General features: G+C 43.0%; 1 pseudogene. It reads left to right on the forward strand.

The features are described from left to right. Positions 1-358: pseudogene (locus CES79_RS12415) on the forward strand (peptide ABC transporter permease); the annotation flags it as partial.

Raw genomic sequence — 358 nt, forward strand, 5'->3', positions numbered from 1 at the left:
GGGATGTTCTTTGGTTTAATTTCTTACTGGTATGGTGGTAAGAAATATCTGAGTGCTGATTCACTTTATCCTGATGATCCGTTGGAACCAGGAGAGACCAAAAAATTATCCTTCCGAGTTGGTTTGGGTGTCGTTGCCTTTGTACTGATCTTATTGATTATGTACGCTTTCAACGCCTTTAACATTACCAACTTTATCACCTTGCTCAGTATCATTGCTGTTTTAACACCAGTTGCTTACTTCGCAGTGATGTTGACCAGCAAGAAGGTTACTAAGCATGAGCGTTCCCGTGTTTGGGCCTATGTGCCGTTGTTTATCGCTGCAGCGATCTTCTGGGCGATTGAAGAACAAGGGATGG

This window comes from Secundilactobacillus silagei JCM 19001 (genome assembly GCF_002217945.1).
Classification (GTDB): Bacteria; Bacillota; Bacilli; order Lactobacillales; family Lactobacillaceae; genus Secundilactobacillus; species Secundilactobacillus silagei.